This is a genomic window from Streptococcus mitis (assembly GCF_023110375.1).
GTDB lineage: Bacteria > Bacillota > Bacilli > Lactobacillales > Streptococcaceae > Streptococcus > Streptococcus mitis_CI.
Map to the genome: position 1 here is coordinate 14,220 of NZ_JALDVV010000014.1, position 18,309 is coordinate 32,528.

Consider the following 18,309-nt stretch of genomic DNA (forward strand, 5'->3'; position numbering starts at 1 on the left):
TCTTATATATTCGTTAATTGATACTGTAAAATTCAAGATTTCCTCGTTTTTTAACCAATTTTAAATAATCTTCACCAGACAGAAGGGCTAGACCATCATCATAAGATTTGATTTTTTCAAGAGCTTGATCATAGCTATCTACAAAGTCCTTGACATAGGATTGCCCTTCAAATTGTCCATTCATCTTGGTGTAGATAATGGCAATTTTTCCTGAACGTTCAAGTTGAGATTGCCCCTGACTTTCATTTAAAGCTTTGGCAACGTTTTCCGCGATACGTTTAATCACGGGTACGACCACACTGTTTCCAGCCTGCTTGTATAGCTGACCGTTAGAAACCCCTTCTGGGATTTTAAAGGATTTCGGATAGCCTTGAACATTAAAGGTTTCTTTCGGTGTCAACTTACGAATCTCACCACTGTCCGTCAAGATCAACGGAACGTTGTGTCCACCTGTTCCCATGTTTGCTGTTAGGGTTGGGACAACACCGTTTTTATTTTCACGGACATACTGACGGCGCCATTGGTAAACTGTATCTTGACTAGTAACTTCAAACTTCAACTGGTTGAAGAAATTCTGCTTGCCCTCACGGTAGTAATAGACCTCGTCTAGTTGATCGCCAAAGTTAATGACGTCTTGAAGAGTAGTAGTCAATTTGATTTCCTCTGGAAACTCAAACAAGTCATAAGCTTCCTTAGTATCAAAACCAACGATATAAATCCGCTCACGGTTTTGTGGGATATTTCCATAGTCTTTTCCGTTGAGAACCTTCCACTTGACAAAGTAGTTGTTCTCGGTCAAGGCTTCACGAATAACCTTGAAGGTATTACCATGGTCATGACCGACCATGTTCTTGACGTTTTCGATGAAGATAGCACGAGGTTTGCATCCCTCAATCATCCGAAGCAATTCAAAGAAAAGATCGCCACGATCATCATCAAAGCCCTTGCGATAACCCGCAATACTAAAGGCCTGACAAGGAAATCCTCCCATAATCACATCCACGCGCTCAGCTGGAATATCCTCTGGCTGAACATCGTGAATATCACGACCATCCAAATAGGTCTCTGGATGGTTTAACTGATAAGTCTGACGCGCATACTTATCAAACTCATTGGCATACACCACTCTGAACTCGTTGGTCTGTTCAAATCCCAACTCAATTCCCCCAACACCTGAGAAGAAAGCAGCAACGTTGTACTTCTCAGGTCGGTTCGAACTTACAGAATTTGTCATGTAGTAACCTGCTTTCTAAAATATAAAGCTATAAAATTTTAATATTTAAATTCTAACTGACTAAATTATTATTCTCTATAAATTCTATAAATTTTTCAGGGGTATATTTAAAAGATTCAATTCCATAAAACTCTTCTAAAGCCCTAAAATTTTCAACTTTATAAGGTGATTCACCACTTCTTTTTGCCTGATGTTTTCTAATATTTTCTAAATTTTTTTTACTTTTTCGTGATTTAACTACAGTAACTGTCACTATTCTTTTATAATCATCTTTTGGTAAATCATAAAAATTTTCTAGTAGGAACAAACTCGATAATATTTTAGCTCTAACATTAGCATATGGAATATCTCTTGAATTCTTAAACTCTATTAAATATAATTTACTATCAACATCTACAGGAAGAAGAGGTAAAATTGTATCTACAGATTGCCATTTATCAAATCTATGTGTTTTAAAAATAATTTCTGAAATCTTATCAAAATTATAACAAGTATGCTCAGAGTTTACCAAATTATAGTTAGAATCAGAATCATATGAGCAAGTTTTAATATCGCTACGACATTCAGAAAATCTATTATTGAAATCATGCAATATACAGCTAATTTTTTTACTCATCATCAAAATCCTCCGCCAACTCCTCAAGGCGATTTAAGGGAACATACATTTGCTCATAAATTTTATCAATCGAATCGGTAACATCTTTAATACCATCCTTAGAAAGATAATACTTAACAGAATTATTTATACCATTTTTCTTGCTAAATATATCAATTGCTTCGACTAAATAAGGACTGTGAGAATTAATCAAAATATGAAGACCAAATGCTTTTTGTAGTAATACTATTATTTCAGCAAATTTCAATTGCCATTCTGGATGCAAATGAACCTCTGGTTCATCTAAAATAAGTGTCCCATTTTCTCTTATAACACCCTTTTCTAGAAGTGATTTAATCAAATAGAATGTTTTCATCCCAGAAGAATAATTAACAATATTGAGTTTTTTATCATCTTCCTCATCTTCCGAACTATTGACTAAATCAGTTTTTAATGTAGCATTTATATTGTTAAATAATAAGTTTAATTTATCAGTTACTCTAGCCCGCAATGTATGTGTATCATAACCATCATCTTCAATCTGTTTTATCAAATGAGTATTATGATCTAATTTTGAGGTGAATTTAATCCAAAATCGATTTGAAAATGTGTTATCAACAATAGATGCCGCATCATCAATATAAACTACATCCGTCCTGAAATTAACCAGTTTATCAGCAAAAGCTCTATTGTTATTAATTTTGATTTTTATCTGCTCATCTTTTATTATTAACGAAATCAATCCTGTAGTTGGATTGTATATATTATTAATTTGACCATAAAATTCATCATTTAATTGTGTTGTCAAAATTTGATTAAAAATAGATTTATCCGATTGAGATAGAATTACTTCAATACCCTCAGAAATTGCATCTAAGTCTAAATCTTCAATGTTCGAAATCTGGTATCTAACATTGTCTTCATTAAACTCAATAATCGAATCAGTAATACTATTTTTTATAATATCACTGTAAAGTTCACCATAATTCTCATCAATAATTATCGATAAGTTATTTGAAATAAGTTCCAATAATTCCCTAACAACTAACCTCGGAGCCACTCTTCTAATATTTCCTATTTTAGAGCCAGTTTCAAGCTTCACCTCAATATCTGATAAATAGTTTGACAAAATATCATTAATTGAATTAATTCTATCTTTAGAAATTTTATTAAACACATCATAGTTAGCACTAAATATTGAAAAAAGAGAACGACTTATTGTACTTTTTCCAGTACCATTTTGACCAGCAATAACTGTAATTCCTTTAATTTCAATTTCTGCCTGTCCCACATTACCTATATTTTCTATTATTAGTCTCATTTTTCACTCCTTGATTGACAAAACTATTCCCCTAAGTTTACCATAAATTAGGCAAAAAAGCAGTCCTGAAGATACAAACTTACATCAGAATCTGCTCATTTTTAGTTTATTTCACCAACTTCTTCATCTCATCAATACGTGCGACTGTCGCGTCGTACTTCGCTTGGTAATCGGCTTGTTTGTCGCGTTCTTTTTGGACGACTTCTGGTTTGGCATTGGCTACGAAGCGTTCGTTAGAGAGTTTCTTACCAACCATGTCCAGTTCTTTTTGCCATTTAGCCAGTTCTTTATCGAGACGAGCCAGTTCTTCTTCGACATTGAGGAGGTCTGCCAGTGGTAGGTAGATTTCTGCTCCTGTGATAACGCTCGACATAGCGAGTTCAGGTGCAGGAATATTTGATGCGATTTCCAAGTGTTCTGGATTTGTGAAGCGTTTGATGTAGTTGACATTGCTGTTAAAGAAGGCTTCCAAGTCGCTATCGCTTGTTTTAACAAGGATAGTGATAGGTTTGCTTGGTGCTACGTTTACTTCCGCACGCGCATTACGAACAGCACGAATCAAGTCTTTGAGACTTTCGACACCTGTGTGGGCCGCAAGGTCTTCAAAAGATGGGTTGACAGTTGGGTAAGCAGCTGTGACAATAGAACCTTCTGAGATTTGTCCAAAGATTTCCTCTGTCACAAATGGCATGATTGGGTGAAGGAGACGAAGAATCTTATCCAAAGTGTAAAGGAGAACAGAACGTGTAATGACTTTCTCTTCTTCGTTGTCGCTATAAAGGACTTCCTTAGTCAATTCAACGTACCAGTCCGCAAACTCATCCCAGATGAAGTTGTAGAGGATGTGACCAGCCACACCAAATTCAAACTTATCAAAGTTTGCAGTTGCTTTGCCGATAGTTTCATTGAGGTTGTGGAGAATCCAGCGGTCAGTGACATTTCCAGCTTCCTTGTTGACCACTTTTTCGACATTGGCAGTTGCTTGCTCAAGGGTCAAACCTTCATTGTTCATGAGGATGTAGCGAGAGATGTTCCAAATTTTGTTAATGAAGTTCCATGAAGCATCCATTTTCTCGTAAGAGAAGCGCACGTCTTGGCCTGGTGCAGAACCATTTGAAAGGAACCAACGAAGGGCATCGGCACCGTATTTCTCGATGACATCCATTGGGTCAATACCGTTACCGAGAGATTTAGACATCTTGCGTCCTTGCTCGTCACGGATGAGACCGTGGATCAACACGTTTTGGAATGGCTGACGGCCAGTGAATTCCAAGGATTGGAAGATCATACGAGACACCCAGAAGAAGATGATGTCGTAACCTGTTACCAAGGTTGAAGTTGGGAAGTAGCGCTTGAAGTCTTCTGAGTCCACATCAGGCCAGCCCATGGTTGAGAATGGCCAAAGGGCAGAACTGAACCAAGTATCCAAGACGTCTTCGTCCTGAGTCCAACCGTCGCCTTCTGGAGCTTCTTCGCCAACGTACATTTCACCCTCGGCATTGTACCAAGCAGGGATTTGGTGACCCCACCAGAGCTGACGAGAGATTACCCAGTCGTGGACATTTTCCATCCATTGGAGGAAGGTATCATTGAAACGAGGTGGGTAGAATTCTACCTTGTCCTCTGTGTCTTGGTTGGCAATGGCATTCTTAGCCAATTGGTCCATCTTGACGAACCATTGAGTAGACAAGCGTGGCTCAACCACAACACCTGTACGCTCTGAGTGACCAACACTGTGGACACGTTTTTCGATTTTAACGAGGGCACCGATTTCTTCCAACTTAGCCACGACTGCCTTACGAGCTTCAAAACGATCCATACCTGCAAATTCAAAGGCAAGCTCGTTCATAGTTCCGTCGTCGTTCATGACGTTGACTTGTGGCAAGTTGTGGCGTTGACCAACCAAGAAGTCGTTTGGATCGTGGGCAGGTGTTATTTTTACGACACCAGTACCAAACTCAGGATCTGCGTGCTCATCTCCAACGATTGGGATGAGTTTATTAGCGATTGGAAGGATGACGTTTTTACCGATCAAATCCTTGTAGCGTGGGTCTTCTGGATTGACCGCAACCGCAACGTCCCCAAACATAGTCTCAGGACGAGTTGTAGCAACTTCAAGGGCGCGTGAACCGTCTTCCAGCATGTAGTTCATGTGGTAGAAGGCACCTTCGACATCCTTATGGATAACCTCGATATCAGAAAGGGCTGTGCGAGCAGCTGGGTCCCAGTTGATGATAAACTCACCACGGTAGATCCAGCCTTTCTTGTAAAGGTCCACAAAGACCTTGCGAACGGCTTTCGACAAGCCTTCGTCAAGAGTGAAACGCTCGCGAGAGTAGTCTACAGAGAGCCCCATCTTGCCCCATTGTTCCTTGATGGTAGTGGCATATTCGTCTTTCCATTCCCAGACTTTCTCGAGGAATTTCTCACGACCAAGATCATAGCGGGAAATGCCCTCACCACGCAAGCGCTCCTCAACCTTAGCCTGAGTTGCAATCCCAGCATGGTCCATTCCTGGAAGCCAAAGGGTATCAAAGCCTTGCATGCGTTTTTGACGGATGATGATATCCTGCAAAGTCGTATCCCAAGCGTGACCAAGGTGAAGTTTCCCAGTTACGTTTGGTGGTGGAATCACGATTGAATAAGGCTTGGCTTTTTGATCGCCTGAAGGCTTGAAAACATCAGCATCAAGCCATTTTTGGTAACGACCAGCCTCAACCTCGGCTGGATTGTATTTAGGTGAAAGTTCTTTAGACATGTGTGTGTCCTTTCTCTATTGTATTCATTTTATCTTGAATCTGCTTAGCAGCTTCTTCTGCAGACAAATTCGTATTATTTATTTTAAAGTAGTGGTGCAACTCATTCAGTTGATGCTGGGAATTTAATTGAAGTGTTTCAGCGGTCTCTAAAATTTCTCTTTCAGATACCTCAATATGTCGTTTCAAGGGTTTGTGCTTCAACCGGTTCTCCGTTCGATTTCTATGTAAGCGTTCTTCAAGGCTTGTTTCCAATTCAACAAAAAGAATCTCTTGATGATAGTCATTCAACAAATCTTGAATTTGCTTCAAATACATCAGCTGGTACTGATTTGAAAAATCAATTACGTCTGTTAAAATTACTGATCGCTGATTTCTTGCACTTGCTCCAAGGAAAGAAAAGGTAATTCCACGAACAAATTCCCACATCTCCTCTGTATAATCCTGATAGATTTCTAGTGCAAAATCGATGGCTTGATGGTTATAAAATAGGGTAGCATCCGTCAGTCGAGACAGTTCTTGACCAATCGTCATTTTTCCTGAGGCTGGAGCACCAATGATGAAAAGATGCATCAAATCACCTCCCACTCACTTCTCAGCAAGCCATATATCAGACTGTCACAGCGGTTGCCTTGGGCATCTTTGCGGTCTCGAATGCGAGCTTCTAAGGTAAAGCCAAGTTTCTCTGCGACTCGTTGACTTTGGACATTGTAGCCAAAACAAGTCAGCTCAATCTTGTGAAGACCAAGTTCTTTAAAAGCTAAATCAATCAAGGTACTCGCAGTTTCTGGAACATAACCTAGACCCCAATAGTCTGGATGTAAGGTATAGCCAATCTCCAAGACATCATCCTCGTGACGACGAGGGAAATCAACAGAGCCTATGACCTTATCGGTTCCTTTAACGACAATTCCATAGCCCGCTGGGAGATTGTCCTTTTCATTGCGTTCAGGAAGGATATGCTCTAGATAATAAATCTCATTTTCCAAGGTCTTGACTGGAGGAAAACCTGCTGGATAGGCGACCTCTGGCAAACTAGCATAATCAAAGATATCCTCTGCATCCGCCACTGTACGGACTCTTAAGACTAAACGCGCTGTTTCTAACCGTTCTGGTAATTGTGCTTGCTCCATCTTCCTACCTCGCTTCCCATAAAAAATGCCCCTGCCATATCCATGACAGGGACGAATGTGTTTATCCGCGGTACCACCCAATTTCGGGCAGTTGCCCGCAACTCTCGTCTTTAAAACAAAAAGACACTTTTATTTCAATTTTTCATCCATTAGCAACTAGTTTTGACACATTTGTGGACTTCTCAGCGTCGCCACTTTCTGTAAAATGCGGGATTCAAAACACCTCTAATGGCTCTATTGTAGCAAGTTTTTCTTAGAATTGCAAGGGACAAGAAAGATTACTTGAACTTGATGCCGTTTTCTTTCAATTTCTTGATGGTAGCTGGGCCGATTCCTTTCAAGGCAAGGAGTTCTTTTTCAGTCCAGTTTTTGAAATCTGACGCAGACTTGATTCCTTCATCATAGAAAGTTTTGGCACGGTCAAGTGGAAGTCCACCCAAGTTTGCTGCAAAATCTTCTACAGAATTGGCTACTTTTTGAGCTTGCTCTTTGGTAGCTTCTACTGCTTGTTCAACTTTTTTAGAAACAGCTTTACCAGCTTGGCTTGCTGACTGTTCTGCACGTTTTACGACTTTCTTTGTCTCTTCTACAACCTTAGTCACAGTACTTGAAAAAGCACCTGCACGACGGAGGCTATTTCGTAATTGTTTTTTACGATTGAGTTTCTTTGACATGATAAAATCCTTTCAATAAAAAACCCCTGCTCTGACAAGGATTTAATGTAAATATTCTATCAAGATTTTAGTAAAAAATCAAGAATCTATCTCGTTTAATAATTTCGCTCACCGAATAAGCCATCTGGCAAATCATGGAAGCCCTTCCCTGCCTTGAAATTTTCAAATTTTCCAAGCAAGAACTGATAGGCATCCAAGCGGCTTTCATAGCGAATCATGGCATCTTTGGCACGTTCGTCTTGGTCTTCTTCGTAGACTTTTTGACTTTCCTTGTGCGCCATGTCGTTGATCATGATCTGGGTGTTGACCCAGGCTTCAAATTCCTTCATAAATTCTTGTTCGTAACTCATTTTTTCTCCTTATTCTAATCCACGGAAATAGTCCGTGTCAATCTCACGGTAGGGCTGGATATCCTGAACGTATTCCAGCACACCTTGGAATTCTCCGTTTTCATCGTGCACTGCAGCGTAGGTGATGTGGACAAACTTGCCTCGCGACTCAGACTTGAACCACATTTCATACTTATCCTTAGTACCTTCACGAAGCCCCTTCATGATAGTCTTGACCTTGTCCAAGTACTTAGGCGGATGACAGAGTTCGACATTCCGCCCGACTTGGGACGGTGTCCGTTTGAAAATCATCTCATCAGCTGGCGTATTGTCATTATAATACTGGAAAATGTCGTCTTTATTGACAAAAGTAATCTCCATAGGGAGGTGATTGAGAATGAGGTTGGCCTGCTCGACTGAAAGATAGCCATTGCCAAAAGCCTGTTGACTATGGCGGTCCAGCACTGCTTCCTTTTCCTTAGGGGTAAAGGTAATAGTAAACTGGCCTTCTGGCGTATCGATAACTTGCTGAACTTGACCCTCTGCCGTATCTAACTGTACGGGCTCCTCTGCAATCTTTTCCTCAACGAAACTCTGACGTTCTGGAACCCATTTCTCAGACGGACGGATGATGGCATAGCCGTAGGCATCGCTCTCCTCTGCAATCTGAAGCCAGTCATCCTGAGTAAAGGACTCAAGGAGAATCATGAGAAGGATGGACTCTTCCTTGAAAATCATACTTTCAAACTCTGTCGCAAAGGCTTCAAAATCTTCTTTTACAGTGGAAATCGACACGTCTGGTAGTGACTTGGCTGTCGCTAAAGCTGTTTGAAAGAGTTCCCTAATCTGGTCATCCACTCCCCACATAACTTTAGGAGGCGAATCGTGACCATAGCGCTCCATGATGGGGAAAAAGAGCTCTTCCTTACGCTGATAGTGGATGTCAAATTGCCCCACAAGTCCCATCTGACGCACCAAACCCTTACGCATCTCCGCAAGCATTTCTTCATCTTCCATAGACTCATAGGTATCCAACAATCTCCGAATACGAATCAAGGCCGCACGGAGGGCTAGATTTTCTTCTTTGAAAATCCGAACTGGGTGACCTGGGTGCTCGGTATCTGCAACTTCGACATCCTTAACAGCATTTTTAAAAAGATTGGCATGGACATCACAGAGTTCCATGACATCTTCAAAGGTAACACCTGAGTCTGAGTTCATCAGCTCGTGCTCCATGAGGGAAATCTCGATAGCTGAAACACCTGTAAAGGTCGCATCAAAACGCTCCTGAACCGACTCAGGAGAGGCGCCATTGTGCAGTTCTAACAAAATATCCCGTAGGATATGAATCCGTTCATCTGCCATTAGTCTAACCCAATCACTTCGTAGCCGTTTGCTTCCAGCGTGCGGACAATCTTGTCCATAGGGGTTCCTTCCAGCTTAGAACCCTGTTTGAGCGATACTTTACGACCGACTGTGTTGCGCATCAAGGGATTAGCAAGAGGTTTAAAACCCAACTCCACTAGAATTTCCAAGACTTCTGGATGCTTGTCCACCACTTCTGCAACAGGAATTGAAACATCGATGATATTGTCCATGACGACCTCCATTATCGTTTATAAATGATATTATTTATTTTATTATACCATAAGGAAAGAGATTAAAAAACTAGCAGTGAAGTTCCTGCTAGTTCTATGCGACTTGGATTACCATCTAAATAAGTTTAAAGAGCCAATCCAATATTTTAAATAATAGCTTGTAAAACAGCAATTGGACTGCAAAAGAGATGATCATCCAAAAGAATTTCAAAATCCCAATAATCGGTTTGATAAAAAGAATAGCAAGAAGTCCCCAGAAAAATTTCATTCTCTCTCCTCTGGCTTGATGAGCCACCGAGCCGTATCCATTAACTTGTCGGCAATAAAAAGTTTCCCTAGACCGACAACGGCATGGTCATCTTTCTTTATCGTTTTCATCACTTTTACACCTTGCATGGTCAAAAAGTAATTCCCGTAAGTTTTAGCTAGAATTTTTATGAGTCCCATCTTATCTTCCCTCGTTTAACTACAGTCTCAAAATATTAACGATACCAGCCTTGCTGGCTATCGCTGAAAAATCGTTTTATCTCACTCTTTCATGTCCTATAATATCATACAAGTTGAATTTTATAAAGCTTTTTAATAATGTTTAACTCTGGAAAGATTCCGCCAGCATGTTTTATTGCCTTTTCCTCCACCAAAAAAGAGGGTTGCCCCTCTTCTTAGTTTTTATCCAGATTGCGTAGCATTTCGTCAATCTTGTTTCCATATTCGATGGATTCGTCTTTGACGAAAGTCAAATCTGGGATTTTGTACAATTTCAAATTGCGACCAAGTTCACGTTTGATGGTACCAGTTGCTTTTTCAAGCCCGATTTGGGCTTTTTGATTATCTGAAGCAAGGTTACTCAAAATGGTGTAGTAAACCTTGGCAACAGACAAGTCACCTAGCATCTGAACATCTGTGATGGTCACGCCTTGGACACGCGGATCACGGACTTTCTTTTGCAAAATCTCATTGACTTCACGCTTGATTTCCATGCCCACACGATCCATACGGAAATGATTTGCCATGATATTCCTTTCTCTACTTTGAACCAAAAGCTAGGCCAGCAGACCTAGCTATTTTTAAATTTATTGATTTTCATTTCAAATTGGAACGAAGTTCAATTTGAAATCATCTGCTTCTTTCGCCGTGGTGAAAGTGATGGAACTGATTTATCAGTCCCATCACAGGGGATTTTTGAGACTCTAGGCTCAAAAATAAGCAATGAAACCATCGGTTTGCTTGCGTCCCTCACCACCTAAGAAAGGAGCAAAAAATCTTATCTCTTGATTTCTTCCATGACGTAGGCCTCAATCACATCATCAGTCTTGATATCATTGTAGCCATCGATCATCAATCCACCTTCACGACCGTTTGTAACTTCCTTAACGTCGTCTTTGTAGTGTTTCAAGCTTGCGAGTTCACCGTCATAGATAACGACACCGTCACGGATAACACGGACTTTAGAGTCACGGGTAACCTTACCATTGATAACCATGAATCCACCGATAGTTCCCACTTTAGACACCTTGAAGGTTTCACGAATAACTGCTTCACCAATAACTTTTTCTTCAAATTCTGGATCAAGCATCCCTTTCATAGCTTCTTCCATCTCTTCGATAACCTTGTAGATAATACTGTGGAGACGGATCTCAACATCGTCAGCTTCTGCTTGTTGACGAGCTTGTGGTGTAGGGCGTACGTTGAAACCAACGATAAAGGCATTTGAAGCTTCGGCAAGGGTTACGTCTGATTCGTTGATAGCACCGACCGCTGAGTGAACGATAGTAACTTTAACACCTTCCACATCGATTTTCTGAAGTGAGGCAGAAAGGGCTTCAACAGAACCTTGTACGTCGGCCTTGATGATCACGTTAACTGACTTGAGTTCACCAGCTTTAAGGGTATCAAAGAGGTTTTCAAGGCTGACACGTTGAGTAGCTTGACGTTGTTTCATGAGAGCACGTTTGGCACGTTCTTCACCTGCTGCACGCGCAGATTTTTCATCTTCGTAAACGGCAAAGTGGTCACCCGCCATCGGTGCTTCGTTCAAACCTGTGATTGAAACTGGTGTTGATGGCCCTGCAACCTTAACACGACGACCAAGGTCATTGGTCATAGCACGGACACGACCGAAGGTATTTCCGACAACGATTGGGTCTTGAACATTCAAGGTACCTTGTTGAACAAGAAGGGTTGCGACCGCACCTTTTCCTTTATCCAAGCGAGCTTCGATAACTGTACCGATCGCACGCACTGTTGGGTCTGCCTTGAGTTCTTGGATTTCAGCCACAAGAAGGACTGTTTCCAACAATTCTTCGATATTTTGGTTGAATTTAGCTGAGATTTCAACAAATTCAGAATCTCCACCCCAAGCAGTTGACATAACACCATGCTCTGCCAATTCACCGATAACGCGTTCTGGGTTAGCACCTGGTTTATCAATCTTGTTAATGGCTACGATGATTGGAACGTTGGCCGCTTTTGAGTGGTTAATGGCTTCGATAGTCTGAGGCATAACCCCGTCATCTGCCGCTACAACCAAGATAGTAATATCGGTAACAGAAGCACCACGCGCACGCATAGATGTAAAAGCCGCGTGTCCTGGTGTATCAAGGAAGGTAATCTTCTTGCCATTTTCCACGATTTGGTAGGCACCAATATGCTGAGTGATACCACCTGCTTCACCTGTCGCAACACGAGAGTTACGAAGGGTATCTAGGAGTGTTGTTTTACCGTGGTCAACGTGTCCCATGATAGTTACAACTGGTGGACGCTCAACTAATTCATCTTCATTGAGATAACCATCTTCGACAAAGAAACGTTCGATGTCGGCATTGTCCACTTCAACCTTTTGTTTGGCTTCGATACCATAATCCACCATGAGGAGTTCAATTGTTTCCCCATCCAAGGATTGGTTTTGTGTGGCCATGACACCCATCATAAAGAGTTTCTTAACGATTTCAGCTGGTTCACGTTTGATACGTTTTGCGATTTCCGCAACAGTCATACCATCTGTATATTCAAATTCTGTCGGCAATTCATGGAATTTACGCTCCGTAACAGGTTTTGGAGTCTGATTGCGGTTGTTCTTGTTATTGCCTTTTTTGTTCTTTTTGTTGTTATTCCAGTTACTATTTCTTTGATTTCTCACTTGATTTTGACTACTTCGATTCTTTTGTTGTTTTCTAGGACCATCTTCTTCGCGATCGTAATCGTCACGTTCTTTGTCTGGTCGGGCTTGCTTCTTACGACGTGTATCCACTGCAACTTCTTTTTTCACAGGAGCTGTTTCAACCACTGCTTGAACTTGTTGTGCTTGTTCAGCTAACTTAGCAGCTTCTTCAAAGATTTCCTCTGGTTCCTTGCGTTTGTTAGCTTGAGCCAAGGCTTCTTTGGCAGCCTGAGTCTGCTTGAAACGTTCCTCGCTTGAACGAGCGTACTCTGCGTTTTGCTCTGCTTTCAATGCTGCTGCACGGGCTTTAAAGTCAATGCGTGGAGCCGCTTGATTTGGACGTTTGTCCTCTTGTTGACGGCGATCGTTTCCACGATTTTGCTGACCTTGCTGTCTCTTAGCTTGGTCATTAAAACGACGATTGTCGCGGTTGCCTTGACCTTGTTTTCCACCATTACGGCCGTCATTTTTCTGACGGTTCCCATTTTGTTGTTGGTCACGGTTATTGCCCTTATTTTGCTTGCGTCGTTCTGCCTGTTCTTTGGCACGAGCTTCACGTTCAGCCTTGAAATTACGGCTTTGTGGTTTAGCTGCTACTTTTTCTGTTTTAGGAGCAACTGGCTCAGCCGCTTTTGCCTCTTCCTTGGCTACAGCTGGTTTAGCTGGCTCAGATTTTTCGGTTTTCTTTTCTGCACTTGCTTTTGGTGCTACAGGTTTTGCTTCTGTTTTCGGAGCAGCAGGCTTAAAGCTAGCAGCGATTTTTGCAGCGACAGCTTCTTCCACACTTGATGAGTGGCTTTTCACATCCAAGCCCAACTCTTTTGCACGCGCTACAACTTCTTTACTTTCTTTTCCAAGTTCTTTTGCGATTTCGTACAATCTTTTCTTAGACAAATCATGTCCTCCTCTTCTATTCCATAAGAGACCTCATTTTCTTTGTAAATCCAGCATCTGTCACAGCCAAAACCTTTCTCGATTTTCCGACTGCTATGCTTAATTCCAGTGTTGAAAACACGGTTACAATTTCTACTTGATAATAATGACTTTTATCTTGAATCTTCTTGGTTAGATTGGGTCCAGCATCATGGGCTAGAAAGACCATCTTGGCCTTGCCATCTTGAATGGCCTTGACCACCAATTCCTCACCCGATACAATCCGCCCTGCTCGCTGAGCAAGTCCCAAGAGATTACTTATCTTTTGCTTATTCAAGTCCTAACTCTCTTCTTTTCACTTTGTGATCCACATAAGCGATCAACTCGTCATAAAAGCTTTCTTCCACTTCCATGTCAAAGCTACGGTTAAAGACCTTCTTCTTTTTAGCCTCTAGGGCTTCTTTATTGTCTAGCTTGATATAAGCGCCGCGGCCATTGGCCTTGCCTGTCGGATCGATAAAGACTTGTCCTTCCTTGTTCTTGACAATGCGGAGCAAATCACGTTTATCAATCACTTCGTTAGACACAACAGACTTGCGCAAAGGGATTTTTCTCGTTTTCATCTTTCCCTCCTCTAGCAGCTTTTATTCTTCTACAGTATCGTTTTCTGCTTCCAAACCTACCGAACCAGTTTCTTCCATGGCTTCAAATTCACTAGCAGACTTGATATCGATACGGTAACCAGTCAAGTGAGCTGCCAAGCGAACGTTTTGCCCACGACGACCGATAGCAAGAGAAAGTTTGTTGTCTGGTACAACAACCAAGGCACGCTTGCTATCGTTTTCGTCAAAGATAACTTGGTCAACTTCAGCAGGAGCGATGGCATTGTAGATAAATTCAGCTGGATCTGCTACCCACTCGATAACGTCGATGTTTTCTTCGATTGGCACCATACGGTCGCTCTTGGCATCGTAACGTGCTGGGTGGAATTTGCTAGTAATCTTCTTGATATTAGCACCACCACGTCCAACGATTGTACCGATAGCGTCCACGTTTGGATTATGGCTACGAACTGCAACCTTAGTACGGTCACCAGCTTCACGAGCTACGCTCATGATTTCAACAGTTCCATCATAAACTTCTGGAATTTCTTGCTCCATCAAACGTTTGATCATTTCTGGATGGCTACGGCTAACAAAGACGTTGACACCACGAGGGTTGTCTTCAACCTTGTAAACATAAACTTCAATACGATCATGAGAAGCAAAAACTTCACCAGGAATTTGGTCTTGTTTTGACAATTGGGCTTCGATGCTGCCGAGGTTGACATAGATAAAGCGGTTGTCAAAGCGTTCTACTGTACCAGACATGATTTCTTGCTCATGTTCTTTGTAAGTATTGTAAGTGATGGCACGTGTTTGCTTGCGCATTTTTTCCATGATGGTTTGTTTGGCAGATTGAGCTGCTACACGACCAAACTCAGCAGGTGCTTCTTCAAACTTGATCTTGTCACCAAGCTCGTAGGCTGAATTAATGGCAAGAGCATCTTTCAAGCTGATTTCCAAACGGCTATCAAAGACTTCATCCACAACTTCACGAACAGTATAGACTGTGAAATCACCTGTTTTTTCATTGAAATCAATAGCTACGCTGTCTGATTGACCATAGCGTCTGCGATAAGCGGAACGAAGCGACTCTACTACTGCGTCGATGATGTCTTCTTTTTTGATTCCCTTGTCTTCTTCCAAAATGCGGAAGGCCTCTAGCATTTCTTTACTCATGTTTTCTTCACTTTTGAATCCTCAAAAGCTATCCTTTCTTTTTCTATAATTTTACTGCTAAACGTGCTTTTGATACTAAACTGTATGGAATTTGGACCGTTTTCTTACGCGTCTTGTCCATATATTCCATAGTCAACTCGTCCTCTTCAAAGGCCAACAGAGTTCCTTCAAAGACTTTTTGCTTATCGATGGCTTGGTAGAGCCCGACATGGATGTATTTCCCAACCGCTCCAGCTACGGCATCCTTCGTTTTCAAAGGACGTTCCAAACCTGGACTGGTGATTTCTAGGAAATATTGTTCTGGGAAGGGATCCGGCTTGATAGTGTCTAGGACAGGACTGATTATTTCTGTCAAATCTGCCGTGTCGTTCAAGGTAATTCCTTCAGGTTTATCTACAAAAATACTGAGAATCATGTCACTGCCAATCTTTCCATACTCGATATCCACGAGTTCGAAAGGTGCTTGGATGACAGGTTCTACAACTTCTCTGACTAATTCTACGATTGTTGCGATTGCGTCCACCTCCTCATAAGCAAGAGGCGAAGATATTTCCCCGCCTCACTTTCTCATATTCTTACTCTTAGTATAGCACGTTTGCCAACTTATGTAAAGCAAAAGCACTTATACAGCCTGATTTCAGGCTATTTCTTAAAATTCTGCCTCAACTCGGTAGATAACTTGACCCTTGTTTGAGAATTTTTGTTCATATTCTGTCATGACATTGCCTTCAAAATCACTGGCATGCAAATCTAGCCAGACACCATTAAGTTTCATGCCATACTGAGAAAAACTCACTAGGCTGTACTCAAACAAGCCACGGTTATCCGTTTTGAAATGAATTTCTCCATTTTCAGGTAAGATACGCTTGAAGGTATCCAAGAAAGTCTTGTAGGTCAAACGACGCTTTTCATGGCGTTTTTTAGGCCATGGATCTGAAAAATTCAGATACAAGCGATCAATTTCGCCATCTTCAAAGTAGTCAGTCAAGTCAGAACCATCTACCCACAAGAGCTTGATATTAGGCACTCCAACTTCAAGGACCTTGTCTAAAGCATAACTCAAAACAGACTTTTGAATATCAATCCCGATATAGTTGATGTCAGGGTTTTGCTTGGCCATACCTGAAACAAAGGCACCCTTTCCACTTCCAACTTCCACATGAATGGGATTATCATTGCCAAACAAGTCCCGCCATTTTCCCTTGGCTTCCAAGGGATTGAGGACCACATACTGGGGATTTGCCTCTAGTAATTCTGTCGCCCCTTTACGATTTCTAACTCTCATCTTCTCTTTCCATACTTGTCTCGGAAGTGACGCAAGCCATGGATCTCCCGATTGACATTTTCTAAATCTTGGTTCATATAATACTTGGAAATCTGGCTCAAATAAGACAGTTGACCGTACCAATACAATTTATTTAATACCGTTTGATTGTACTTGTAACCGTAGTAGGTCAACCATTCCTTCCACTGATGTTCTGGAATATAATGGCAGAGCATATGGGCCACATCAAACATGCGGTCGGTCAAGCGAACCGAATCCCAATCTACCAAATAAATCAAGCCACTATCTGTCTCAATCCAATTACTATGTCGTACATCTCCATGGACAATGGTCGCATGGTCCTCTCTAAATCCTGGAATAGTCTGACGTAAATCAGCCATCACTTCACTGATAAAATGATTTTTACGCAAAGCATCTGGAGCCGTTTCCTGCCAAGACTGTAGTAAATCTACAGGTGTTTCCATGGCATATCCCAACCGACTCAACTGTGTCATCAACGGACGTGAGCGATGAAGGCGGGTTAAAATATTGACGATTTGCTTACGATTCATATCATAGGGGGTCAATATTTTGCCTGTCAACCATTCTTGAGCACACATATCACGCCCATCTGCCAAACGGCGACTCCATAATAATTGTGGAGCAATTTGTTCTCTAGCTAGACCAGGTAGGATTGGAGAGGTGTTCATTTTTACAAAGATACGCTTCCCATCAGGATAGCTACCCATATAAGCCTTGCCACTTTTCCCAGGTATGGGAGTCAGTGTTAGCTCATTATCACCCAAATCCATTTCTTTCCTCCGTATAAAGTTTCCTTACTATTCTACTAGTTTTTGGCCTATTCGTCAACCGCTCCACACCCGATTCTCAAAGAAAAGCCTCTGGATTGGCTTGGGTATCATTATAGAAAGAAAAAGGCAAGCACCGTCTTCTGCTTACCTTTTCATGATTTTTATAAATAATATAAGAGTGGCCAAGCATTGTAAAACATGTGAACTAGAGTAGAAACCCATAGGTTTTGGCTCTTTTTATAAGCAAAGCCCAGCAAGAACCCCCCAAGTAGATAAAAAATAAACGAAGGGACATTAGAAGGTCCATGCATAAAAGAAAAGAGAGAGGAAGTCAGTACAATCCCTAACCAAGAATTGTCAAAAACCGCACCTTGAAGAAGTCCTCTGAAAATGAGTTCCTCCTGGATGGGTCCAAAAACTGAGGAAGTCAAAATCAAAGACAGGGAAATTCCTCTGCTGACTTCCGCCAAGTGTTGAACTCCCGCGCCAGAAGAAATAGCGAAGAAATGAATATAAACCAGCATCTCAAGTACACTTAGAAGAAAGATTGCAATGAAAAGCAAAAGTTCTTTCTTGCTTAACATCCCAAAAGAAATCATTTCAAACTTTCTAGCATAAGTAACACTCAGCGAGGTTACAAGAAGACTTACAATAATCAATTCAGATTCATTTTGAAAAAAATCCCCGTGGTTAATCGTATAAGGAACTGTAATGACAATTAGTAGTACTAAAAATCCAAAACAAAAGGCATGAAATTTATCAAAAAACTTCATAAAATT

The 18,309-nt window shown here is 41.3% G+C and carries 21 protein-coding genes; all 21 read right to left on the reverse strand.

What is annotated here, in order from left to right; all coding sequences use genetic code 11:
- Positions 1-13: 13 nt before the first annotated feature.
- Positions 14-1,234 (reverse strand): DNA cytosine methyltransferase, encoded by a 1,221-nt coding sequence (locus M1G12_RS08290; RefSeq protein WP_247949736.1) that lies wholly within the window; start codon positions 1,232-1,234, stop codon positions 14-16.
- Between the two features lie 52 nt (positions 1,235-1,286).
- Positions 1,287-1,853, reverse strand: coding sequence for a hypothetical protein (locus M1G12_RS08295; RefSeq protein WP_237447217.1), 567 nt, complete (start codon positions 1,851-1,853; stop codon positions 1,287-1,289).
- Positions 1,843-3,150 (reverse strand): ATP-binding protein, encoded by a 1,308-nt coding sequence (locus M1G12_RS08300; protein ID WP_247949737.1) that lies wholly within the window; start codon positions 3,148-3,150, stop codon positions 1,843-1,845. The genes M1G12_RS08295 and M1G12_RS08300 overlap by 11 nt, the downstream gene beginning before the upstream one ends.
- 106 nt (positions 3,151-3,256) lie before the next feature.
- Positions 3,257-5,908, reverse strand: a complete 2,652-nt coding sequence (locus M1G12_RS08305; protein ID WP_247949738.1) for a valine--tRNA ligase — start codon at positions 5,906-5,908, stop codon at positions 3,257-3,259.
- The gene (locus M1G12_RS08310; RefSeq protein ID WP_078228337.1) at positions 5,901-6,479 is read right to left on the reverse strand and encodes an AAA family ATPase; all 579 of its coding nucleotides are present in this window, start codon (positions 6,477-6,479) and stop codon (positions 5,901-5,903) included. The genes M1G12_RS08305 and M1G12_RS08310 overlap by 8 nt, the downstream gene beginning before the upstream one ends.
- Complete coding sequence (locus M1G12_RS08315) at positions 6,479-7,039, reverse strand: GNAT family N-acetyltransferase (protein ID WP_247949739.1); 561 nt, start codon at positions 7,037-7,039, stop codon at positions 6,479-6,481. The genes M1G12_RS08310 and M1G12_RS08315 overlap by 1 nt, the downstream gene beginning before the upstream one ends.
- A 278-nt stretch (positions 7,040-7,317) precedes the next feature.
- Entirely contained in the window at positions 7,318-7,713 is a 396-nt protein-coding gene (locus M1G12_RS08320; protein WP_000038635.1) for a helix-hairpin-helix domain-containing protein, read from the reverse strand.
- Positions 7,714-7,808: 95 nt separating this feature from the next.
- Positions 7,809-8,063 (reverse strand): DUF1912 family protein, encoded by a 255-nt coding sequence (locus M1G12_RS08325; RefSeq protein WP_000119706.1) that lies wholly within the window; start codon positions 8,061-8,063, stop codon positions 7,809-7,811.
- A gap of 9 nt (positions 8,064-8,072) precedes the next feature.
- Positions 8,073-9,407: a DUF438 domain-containing protein gene (locus M1G12_RS08330; protein ID WP_247949740.1), complete on the reverse strand. Its 1,335-nt coding sequence runs from the start codon at positions 9,405-9,407 to the stop codon at positions 8,073-8,075.
- Entirely contained in the window at positions 9,407-9,640 is a 234-nt protein-coding gene (locus tag M1G12_RS08335) for a DUF1858 domain-containing protein (RefSeq protein ID WP_000368739.1), read from the reverse strand. The genes M1G12_RS08330 and M1G12_RS08335 overlap by 1 nt, the downstream gene beginning before the upstream one ends.
- A 115-nt stretch (positions 9,641-9,755) precedes the next feature.
- Positions 9,756-9,908 (reverse strand): hypothetical protein, encoded by a 153-nt coding sequence (locus M1G12_RS08340; RefSeq protein WP_247949741.1) that lies wholly within the window; start codon positions 9,906-9,908, stop codon positions 9,756-9,758.
- Positions 9,905-10,087 (reverse strand): hypothetical protein, encoded by a 183-nt coding sequence (locus M1G12_RS08345; RefSeq protein WP_000522922.1) that lies wholly within the window; start codon positions 10,085-10,087, stop codon positions 9,905-9,907. The genes M1G12_RS08340 and M1G12_RS08345 overlap by 4 nt, the downstream gene beginning before the upstream one ends.
- A gap of 215 nt (positions 10,088-10,302) precedes the next feature.
- Complete coding sequence (rbfA, locus tag M1G12_RS08350) at positions 10,303-10,653, reverse strand: 30S ribosome-binding factor RbfA (protein ID WP_020903129.1); 351 nt, start codon at positions 10,651-10,653, stop codon at positions 10,303-10,305.
- Between the two features lie 251 nt (positions 10,654-10,904).
- Positions 10,905-13,694, reverse strand: coding sequence for a translation initiation factor IF-2 (infB, locus tag M1G12_RS08355; protein WP_247942411.1), 2,790 nt, complete (start codon positions 13,692-13,694; stop codon positions 10,905-10,907).
- Positions 13,695-13,710: 16 nt separating this feature from the next.
- Complete coding sequence (locus M1G12_RS08360) at positions 13,711-14,010, reverse strand: YlxQ-related RNA-binding protein (RefSeq protein ID WP_023947160.1); 300 nt, start codon at positions 14,008-14,010, stop codon at positions 13,711-13,713.
- Complete coding sequence (rnpM, locus tag M1G12_RS08365) at positions 14,003-14,296, reverse strand: RNase P modulator RnpM (protein WP_000857567.1); 294 nt, start codon at positions 14,294-14,296, stop codon at positions 14,003-14,005. Before rnpM ends, M1G12_RS08360 begins: the two co-directional genes overlap by 8 nt.
- Before the next feature lie 21 nt (positions 14,297-14,317).
- Positions 14,318-15,454 carry a transcription termination factor NusA gene (nusA, locus tag M1G12_RS08370; RefSeq protein ID WP_023947156.1) on the reverse strand — a complete coding sequence of 379 codons (1,137 nt, stop codon included), beginning with the start codon at positions 15,452-15,454 and terminating at the stop codon, positions 14,318-14,320.
- A 43-nt stretch (positions 15,455-15,497) separates the two neighbouring features.
- Positions 15,498-15,977, reverse strand: coding sequence for a ribosome maturation factor RimP (gene rimP, locus M1G12_RS08375; RefSeq protein ID WP_000338691.1), 480 nt, complete (start codon positions 15,975-15,977; stop codon positions 15,498-15,500).
- A 126-nt stretch (positions 15,978-16,103) separates the two neighbouring features.
- Positions 16,104-16,739: a tRNA (guanosine(46)-N7)-methyltransferase TrmB gene (gene trmB, locus M1G12_RS08380; RefSeq protein WP_001266094.1), complete on the reverse strand. Its 636-nt coding sequence runs from the start codon at positions 16,737-16,739 to the stop codon at positions 16,104-16,106.
- The gene (gene ccrZ, locus M1G12_RS08385) at positions 16,736-17,530 is read right to left on the reverse strand and encodes a cell cycle regulator CcrZ (RefSeq protein WP_000362999.1); all 795 of its coding nucleotides are present in this window, start codon (positions 17,528-17,530) and stop codon (positions 16,736-16,738) included. The genes trmB and ccrZ overlap by 4 nt, the downstream gene beginning before the upstream one ends.
- Before the next feature lie 161 nt (positions 17,531-17,691).
- On the reverse strand, positions 17,692-18,303 hold the full coding sequence (locus M1G12_RS08390; RefSeq protein ID WP_247949742.1) for a CPBP family intramembrane glutamic endopeptidase: 612 nt from the start codon (positions 18,301-18,303) through the stop codon (positions 17,692-17,694).
- Between the last annotated feature and the right edge of the window lie 6 nt (positions 18,304-18,309).

Coding starts and splice junctions, on each gene's coding strand:
- M1G12_RS08390 (WP_247949742.1), bottom strand. CDS start 18,303: ATGAAGTTTTTTGATAAATTTCATGCCTTTTGTTTTGGATTTTTAGTA.
- M1G12_RS08340 (WP_247949741.1), bottom strand. CDS start 9,908: ATGAAATTTTTCTGGGGACTTCTTGCTATTCTTTTTATCAAACCGATT.
- M1G12_RS08330 (WP_247949740.1), bottom strand. CDS start 9,407: ATGGCAGATGAACGGATTCATATCCTACGGGATATTTTGTTAGAACTG.
- M1G12_RS08300 (WP_247949737.1), bottom strand. CDS start 3,150: ATGAGACTAATAATAGAAAATATAGGTAATGTGGGACAGGCAGAAATT.
- M1G12_RS08305 (WP_247949738.1), bottom strand. CDS start 5,908: ATGTCTAAAGAACTTTCACCTAAATACAATCCAGCCGAGGTTGAGGCT.
- ccrZ (WP_000362999.1), bottom strand. CDS start 17,530: ATGGATTTGGGTGATAATGAGCTAACACTGACTCCCATACCTGGGAAA.
- trmB (WP_001266094.1), bottom strand. CDS start 16,739: ATGAGAGTTAGAAATCGTAAAGGGGCGACAGAATTACTAGAGGCAAAT.
- M1G12_RS08345 (WP_000522922.1), bottom strand. CDS start 10,087: ATGGGACTCATAAAAATTCTAGCTAAAACTTACGGGAATTACTTTTTG.
- M1G12_RS08290 (WP_247949736.1), bottom strand. CDS start 1,234: ATGACAAATTCTGTAAGTTCGAACCGACCTGAGAAGTACAACGTTGCT.
- nusA (WP_023947156.1), bottom strand. CDS start 15,454: ATGAGTAAAGAAATGCTAGAGGCCTTCCGCATTTTGGAAGAAGACAAG.
- rnpM (WP_000857567.1), bottom strand. CDS start 14,296: ATGAAAACGAGAAAAATCCCTTTGCGCAAGTCTGTTGTGTCTAACGAA.
- M1G12_RS08320 (WP_000038635.1), bottom strand. CDS start 7,713: ATGTCAAAGAAACTCAATCGTAAAAAACAATTACGAAATAGCCTCCGT.
- M1G12_RS08315 (WP_247949739.1), bottom strand. CDS start 7,039: ATGGAGCAAGCACAATTACCAGAACGGTTAGAAACAGCGCGTTTAGTC.
- rbfA (WP_020903129.1), bottom strand. CDS start 10,653: ATGGCAAATCATTTCCGTATGGATCGTGTGGGCATGGAAATCAAGCGT.
- M1G12_RS08325 (WP_000119706.1), bottom strand. CDS start 8,063: ATGAGTTACGAACAAGAATTTATGAAGGAATTTGAAGCCTGGGTCAAC.
- M1G12_RS08310 (WP_078228337.1), bottom strand. CDS start 6,479: ATGCATCTTTTCATCATTGGTGCTCCAGCCTCAGGAAAAATGACGATT.
- M1G12_RS08295 (WP_237447217.1), bottom strand. CDS start 1,853: ATGATGAGTAAAAAAATTAGCTGTATATTGCATGATTTCAATAATAGA.
- M1G12_RS08335 (WP_000368739.1), bottom strand. CDS start 9,640: ATGGACAATATCATCGATGTTTCAATTCCTGTTGCAGAAGTGGTGGAC.